Origin of the sequence: Vibrio kyushuensis, assembly GCF_050337325.1 — a bacterium.
GTDB classification, from domain to species: Bacteria; Pseudomonadota; Gammaproteobacteria; order Enterobacterales; family Vibrionaceae; genus Vibrio; species Vibrio kyushuensis.
On sequence record NZ_JAKJSV010000010.1, the window covers coordinates 144145 to 150790 of the forward strand.

General features: G+C 40.5%; 7 protein-coding genes. 3 read left to right on the top strand and 4 right to left on the bottom strand.

Annotation, left to right across the window (positions count from 1 at the left end; all coding sequences use genetic code 11):
• Positions 1–71: 71 nt before the first annotated feature.
• Positions 72–884, bottom strand: a complete 813-nt coding sequence (locus tag L4D20_RS20365) for a Cof-type HAD-IIB family hydrolase (RefSeq protein ID WP_428803420.1) — start codon at positions 882–884, stop codon at positions 72–74.
• A gap of 210 nt (positions 885–1094) precedes the next feature.
• On the opposite strand from L4D20_RS20365, the gene queE reads away from it, so the two are divergent.
• Together queE and queC are read left to right on the top strand one after the other, a co-directional pair.
• Positions 1095–1745, top strand: coding sequence for a 7-carboxy-7-deazaguanine synthase QueE (gene queE, locus L4D20_RS20370; RefSeq protein ID WP_428803421.1), 651 nt, complete (start codon positions 1095–1097; stop codon positions 1743–1745).
• A gap of 79 nt (positions 1746–1824) precedes the next feature.
• The gene (gene queC / locus L4D20_RS20375) at positions 1825–2514 is read left to right on the top strand and encodes a 7-cyano-7-deazaguanine synthase QueC (protein WP_428803422.1); all 690 of its coding nucleotides are present in this window, start codon (positions 1825–1827) and stop codon (positions 2512–2514) included.
• Between the two features lie 91 nt (positions 2515–2605).
• On the opposite strand, the gene L4D20_RS20380 is transcribed toward queC, so the two are convergent.
• The 3 genes from L4D20_RS20380 to L4D20_RS20390 all read right to left on the bottom strand — a co-directional run bounded on the left by L4D20_RS20380 (position 2606) and on the right by L4D20_RS20390 (position 4993).
• A complete protein-coding gene (locus L4D20_RS20380; RefSeq protein ID WP_428803423.1) occupies positions 2606–2971 on the bottom strand; it encodes a DUF2750 domain-containing protein in 366 nt (121 codons plus the stop codon).
• A gap of 140 nt (positions 2972–3111) precedes the next feature.
• The gene (locus L4D20_RS20385) at positions 3112–3723 is read right to left on the bottom strand and encodes an OmpA family protein (protein WP_428803424.1); all 612 of its coding nucleotides are present in this window, start codon (positions 3721–3723) and stop codon (positions 3112–3114) included.
• 1 nt (position 3724) lies between these two features.
• Entirely contained in the window at positions 3725–4993 is a 1269-nt protein-coding gene (locus L4D20_RS20390) for a TolC family outer membrane protein (RefSeq protein WP_428803430.1), read from the bottom strand.
• A gap of 401 nt (positions 4994–5394) precedes the next feature.
• Here L4D20_RS20390 and L4D20_RS20395 point away from each other — a divergent pair.
• The coding region (locus tag L4D20_RS20395; RefSeq protein WP_428803425.1) for a cadherin-like domain-containing protein at positions 5395–6646 on the top strand (1252 nt) is incomplete at its 3' end.

Genomic DNA, 6646 nt, shown 5'->3' on the forward strand with positions numbered 1-6646 from the left:
AATAAAAAACGCCTTACGAAAGTAGGGCGTTTTTGTTATTAGCAGGCATTTATGTAGCTAGTTACCAACCGTTAACAAGGAGTTAGAATGAACTTGTTGATGACATCGGCAACACCGTCATGATCGTTGCTTGGTGCAATATAGTCAGCCAGTGCTTTCGTTTCATCCATCGCATTTTCCATAGCTACGCCAAGACCGGCAAACTTAATCATGTGGTTATCATTTTCTGCATCTCCAACACAAATGATCTCACTTGAATCAATGTTCAAGTGTTTTGCGATAGCTTCAATTCCTAAGCCCTTGTTACTCCCTAAACTCAAAAACTCTAGAAAGAATGGAGCACTTTGTACAATGGTGTAATCGTTATAGAAACTAGAAGGGATATCACTAATCGCTTGTGTTAGCTTATTTGCTTCACCGACAATCATCACTTTTATAATTGGGTGATTGTCTTCTAGTGTATCAAAGTCCATTTCTGTAATCGTTAGACCGTTAATCGTCGCCTCTAGCTGAGTATATTCACTATTTACAGGAGTAATGAGGCCATGCACTTCGCTAAAAGCGTGTACATTCAAATTTAGCTGTTCTGCCAGCTTCGCCACTTGTTTCGCTGATTTTCCACTGATGATATGTCTATGGATTACCTTTTGGCTACCTAGCTCTTTAACCATTGAACCGTTGTAATAGAGGACAAATTCATCATTACCTTCAATATTGAGTTCCTGAAGTTTATCGACCATACCATCAATGGGTCTTCCTGAGGCTAATACTACTTTCACACCTTTATCACGTGCACTAGAGATAGCTTTCTTAGTCAGCTCAGAAATTTGTTTTTCACTGTTCAGCAGTGTGCCGTCCATGTCTAACGCAATGAGTTTATACATAACTTACCTAAAAAATTACCACAATGAGCGCAGCTTAAATAAATTTACTCAGTTCTGCTAGTGATAGTTATATGACGGTTATTGTGAGGCTCGCTTTTTGGATATGGCTATTCGGATATAGGTATAATTTGACCTTAGAGACAGACTCCTTTAATGTCTCGGTCCTAGTTTAAAACACCTTGGGTTAGTAAGTTGTATAAGATAAATGAAATGTTTGAAACCATTCAGGGCGAAGGCTATTTTACAGGCGTTCCTTCAGTTTTTGTCCGTTTGCAAGAGTGTCCAGTTGGCTGTGCATGGTGTGATACGAAACAAACATGGGAAGCTTTAGAGAAAGATGAGCGTCCATTAAATGAAATCTTAGTCAAAACTGAAGATAGCCCCTCTTGGTGTTCTGTTTCAGCCGCAGATATAGTTGAGATCTATCAGAAACAGGGGTTCAACGCCAAGCACGTTGTGATTACTGGTGGCGAACCGTGTATCTATGACCTACGACCACTGACGCAAGCCTTTGAAGATATGGGCTGTCGTTGCCAAATAGAAACAAGTGGTACTTCGGAAGTGCAAGCATCAGAGCAAACATGGGTCACCGTTTCACCAAAGGTGGCGATGAAAGGTAAGCTACCTGTCATAAATAGTGCTTTGGAACGAGCTAATGAAATTAAGCACCCTGTGGCCACTCAAAAAGATATTGACCACCTAGATGAACTGCTTAATCAAGCTAATATTGATGAAGCGACCGTGATTGCTCTTCAACCTATTAGCCAAAAGAGTCGAGCGACAGAGCTTTGTATTGAAACCTGCGTTAAACGAAATTGGCGTCTCTCTGTACAAACTCATAAATATTTAAGCATTGCCTAATTAACCCATAGCCTTCGACTAATATAGTAAACACAGCCAAAGAGTTTGTTCAGGCGTTAGGTTCAGTTGGAATTTAAAAATGAAAAAAGCAGTAGTAGTATTTAGTGGGGGACAAGACTCCACAACGTGTCTGGTTAAAGCTCTAAAAGAGTTTGATGAAGTTCATGCCATTACATTTGATTATGGTCAGAGGCACAGTTTGGAAATTGAAGTTGCACAAGATTTAGCTAAAGAGCTAGGTGTTGCTGCTCATAAAGTAATGGATGTGACGTTACTTAATGAACTGGCGATTAGCTCATTAACTCGTGATGACATCCCTGTCTCGCATGAGCTTCAAGATAATGGTCTACCGAACTCATTTGTACCGGGGCGCAATATTCTGTTTCTTACGCTTGCCGGGATCTATGCTTATCAAATTGGAGCTGATACTGTTATTACCGGCGTTTGCGAAACTGATTTTTCAGGTTACCCAGATTGCCGTGATGAGTTTGTTAAGTCTATGAACAACGCATTAGTTCAAGGTATGGACAGAAGCTTTGAAATTTCTACGCCATTGATGTGGCTAAACAAAGCTGAAACATGGGCAATGGCAGACAACTATAAAGCACTGGACCTTATTCGCAACAAGACACTGACTTGTTACAACGGAGTTTTAGGTGATGGCTGTGGTGATTGCCCATCTTGTGATTTAAGAAAGGCGGGGTTAGATGAGTATCTGCTCGATTCAGACAAAATAATGAAGCAGTACGTCGAAAAAACATCTAGCTGATGAACTATTTGAATACGATTAAGTTTATCGCATAAAAAAACGTCGCAGAAGCGACGTTTTTTTGGAAACTTTTAACTTAATTACTTAGTTATTAGTTAGTTACTTTTTCTAAGTATAGTTTTGCTAAATCTGAAGGTTCAATTTCTTTACCTTCAAGTACTTCATTCCAGTTAGCACCGATGAGTACGCCATCTTCTGCAAGAGTTAGTAGCCAGTCTTCAACAAAGATATCAAGCGGGATTTCTAGAACTTCAAAATCAGCCCACTCTTCAACATTATGGTGAGCAGCGTCTTCTTTAGCTGACCAAAATGGCATTACTTCACTTTGTTCAAACTCACTAGAATCACACGCTAACCAACCTTCGTCATTTTTTAAGCCCCAAACCAATTTGTTTTTGCATGTTTCTGCTACAAATAGTTCAAGGTTAGCTTGGATATCTGCGGTTAATTTAGTCATGTTAGTGTTCTCAATAGAATAGACGGGGCTAGATTACCATTTTCACTAATGAAACTCATTATAAAATAGGCACTAAATAAAAAAGGGTGCAAAGCACCCTAGTCGTGATAGTTCAATACTTAAAAAACCATCGATGCAGGCTATTTTTCGATCTTGTTAAAGATGGTCCACGCCTCTTTAACAGACCCCTTGTAGCCGACAACTGTCGCTTCTACTTTTCGGTTTAAGGCGTGACTCTGTTCATCGTCCCCAAACGCAGACAAAGAGGTATCTCCATAACCAACAATGGTGACTCTAGTGTGGCTCACACCATTTGAAATTAGAGCATCTTTGATGCTACTAGCTCGGTCTTTCGATAATGATAAATTGTATTCAGGATTTCCGACTTTACTAGCGTAACCCTGTAGCTCGATTGATATGGATGGATATTCTGTCATAAACTCGGCCATGACTCTTATCTGACCCAAGAAAACGGAGTTCAATTCAGATGAGTCGTTAGCAAACAAAATGTTTAGTTTCATTTGTTGCTCAGTTTGAATATGGGTTTCACAACCATCATTATCAATTTCTGATGCTAGAGGTGTTTCAACACATAGATCGCGCGCATTGATGACACCATCTTTATCATCATCCAACAAATCATCGACTTGTACCGGCTCTGGTGTATCAATATATTCATACTCATCACTAGCAATGACAGAGTTTGAAAGAAAAGGTGCGGCAATCAATAGTGCCAATAATCGCTTATTCATATTAATACTCCACCTTTTGATTCCATTCATCTGGTGTTGAAACCCTAAGAGCGGATAATAAATTTCCTGATGCATTCATTACGCGATATTTAGCGTATTGTTCATCATACTTAGCATCGATATAACCTTTTCTTGCTTCAAAAAGCTCATTTTCGGTATTCAATAGATCAAGTAACGTACGCTTTCCAAGACCGTATTGTTTTTCATAAGAGATAACGGTTTCAGAGGCTGAATCAACGTGGTCTGCTAAGAACTCTTTCTGTTGAACGGTTAAATCTAAAGCGCTCCAAGACAACCTTAAACCTTCCTCAACACTACGGTAAGTACGATCACGGAAATCTTTGGCTTTATTTAGCTGGTATGCGTAGCTTTCGATGCGATCTGAATCTGAACCACCGTTAAATAGGTTGTATCGCATACGTACCATAGCTGAGAACTCGTCGCTGCTGCCTACAGTACCGCCAGCATCGTCGTACCAAGTTTGTGAGGCTTCAAGTGATAGCGTCGGGTAATTAACACCCTTGGACTGCTTATATTGATACTTGGCTGAATCTACATCTGCTTGCGCAACTTTAATAACAGGGTGTTGATCAAATGCCGTGTCGACTGCTGCATCTATCGTCAGAGGAATAGCCACTTGATCGGCCATTGGGAACGCTAGACCAAGAGGGGATTGACCGACAATACGTTTAAACTGAGTATGTACGTCATATAGGTTATTTTGAGCAGCGAGTAAATTTCCGTGCGCTTTTGCTATTCGAGCTTCAACCTGTGACATGTCTGCTGTTGAACCAATACCGGACTCAACGCGACGTTTGATATCTTTGTAGATATTTTTGTGTGTTGCTAGGTTACTCTCAGAAAGGCTCAAAATTTCGTAAGCTTTAGTCGAATCGAGATAAATTTTCGTGACTTCTAGTGCCATGTCTTGCGCGTCTGAAAGTAGTTGAAAACGAATTGATTCGGCATCTGCAGCAGTACGATCCATATCATTAAGCGTAGATGAACCATCCCATAGCAATTGAGTGAGGGTTAGCGTGGCATCTTTTCGAGTTAAATCTGTATCGTTGCCGTTTCCTTCTGCGGGGTTGATACCCTCATATCCAATCCCTGCATCTAAATCGATACTAGGTAAATAAGCACCGCCTGAAGCATCAGACAAATAACGCTTACTCACAAATTCGTTATAAGCGGCTTTAATTTCAGGATTTGTTTTTAGCGTATGAGCAACGGCTTGTTCTAGAGTCTGGCTATAGCTTGGAAAACTCATGGCGATTAGAACACTAACAGTGCTTATTCTATTCCACTTCACTCTGTCTCTCCTTGGACAACAACATGTATGTCTTGGTTATATGGCGCGTCAATAAAATAGCATAAATTATTATAATGGCTAATGTTTTCGAGGAATTAATGTAAATAACATGTAAATCGTAAATTCTGTTTGAAAAGTAAGAATTAGCCAAATTGGTGGAATTAATTGATCTACATCAAGTGATTTTTGTGATATTGGTTCAATTTCGATAGTGTGACCTCAGTCAATGTATGAATCAAATTTAGTTACAGAATTGTTCTATCATTGGTTTTGTTTGCTATGTATTAATGTTAATTTATAGCAGTTGTGAATGGATCGGAGTTTGTCAATTTCTTGACTAAACCCGAAGAGAAAGTTGGATGGAGCAGAGGCTTAATATGGGAATCGGTACTTTTATTATTGGTAGCAACTTGGCTGCTGGACAAATTGTTGTTATCGACATTAATGGAAATCTGAAGGTATTGAATGAAGGCGAACAACCTTTACCGGGTGAAGTCGTCATTAACAGCGATGGTACAGTTGAAAACCAAGCTGAACAGCCTCTGCAAGTTGAGATTGTTGGAGAAAATGGTGAAAACCGAGATATCTCTGCTGAATTAGAAGATATTTTTGCTGCCTTAGAAGACGGGCAGGATCCAACTCAGTTAGGCGAAGAGTTCGCAACCGCGGCCGGTGGTAACTCAGGTTCTAGCTTAACTGCATCAGGTAGCGTCTCTCGTGATGGTAGTGAAACTATTGCGATAACAAATTTCGATACACAAGGACTAGAGTCTCTTGGCCTTTCTCAAACTCAAAGCCTGACTCTCCTTGAGCAATATCAAAACAATGCCCCGGTATTTATTGCTGCAGACGGAACTGACCAAGGTACTAGCCTTTCTGTTACAACTGATGAAGATACCCCACTTTCTGGGCAATTTACCGCTTTGGATACGAATGGCGATAACCTGACTTACGCTGAAACAACAGCCCCTACTAATGGCACTGTAACCGTCAATCCAGACGGTTCTTGGGTATACACACCAAACGAAAACTACAACGGCCCAGACAGCTTTGCAGTACAAGTAACAGACGGCCAAGGCGGCATTGATACGCTTGTTGTTGAGATCGGTGTAACGCCGGTGAATGATCCAGCTACTGTTTCAGATGGTACTGGTGAGGTAGTTGAAGATAGTGCTGAGCAATCCGTAGCGACAGGTAAATTATCAATCGTTGACGTCGATGATGGAGAGGCGTTTGTTCAACCAACTTCAGTGACTAATGACTACGGTACTTTCACTATTGATGCAGAAGGTAATTGGTCTTTTACAATTAATAATGAGAGTGAATTTGTTCAAGTTTTACCTGAAGGCGAAGAAATTCCATTGTCGTTTGAGGTTACGTCGTTTGATGGAACAGACACTGGCACAATCAGTGTGGTTGTTAAAGGTACGAATGACAGTGCTACGGTTGGCGATGACAGCGGTAGGGTTAAAGAAGACATTGATGGTAAACAAGTCGCTGAAGGTCAACTTAGTATTCAGGATGTAGATACGGGTGAGGCTAAGGTAGAACCTTATACGGTAACCAATGACTATGGTACGTTTGAGGTTGAAGAGGATGGCAGTTGGAAGT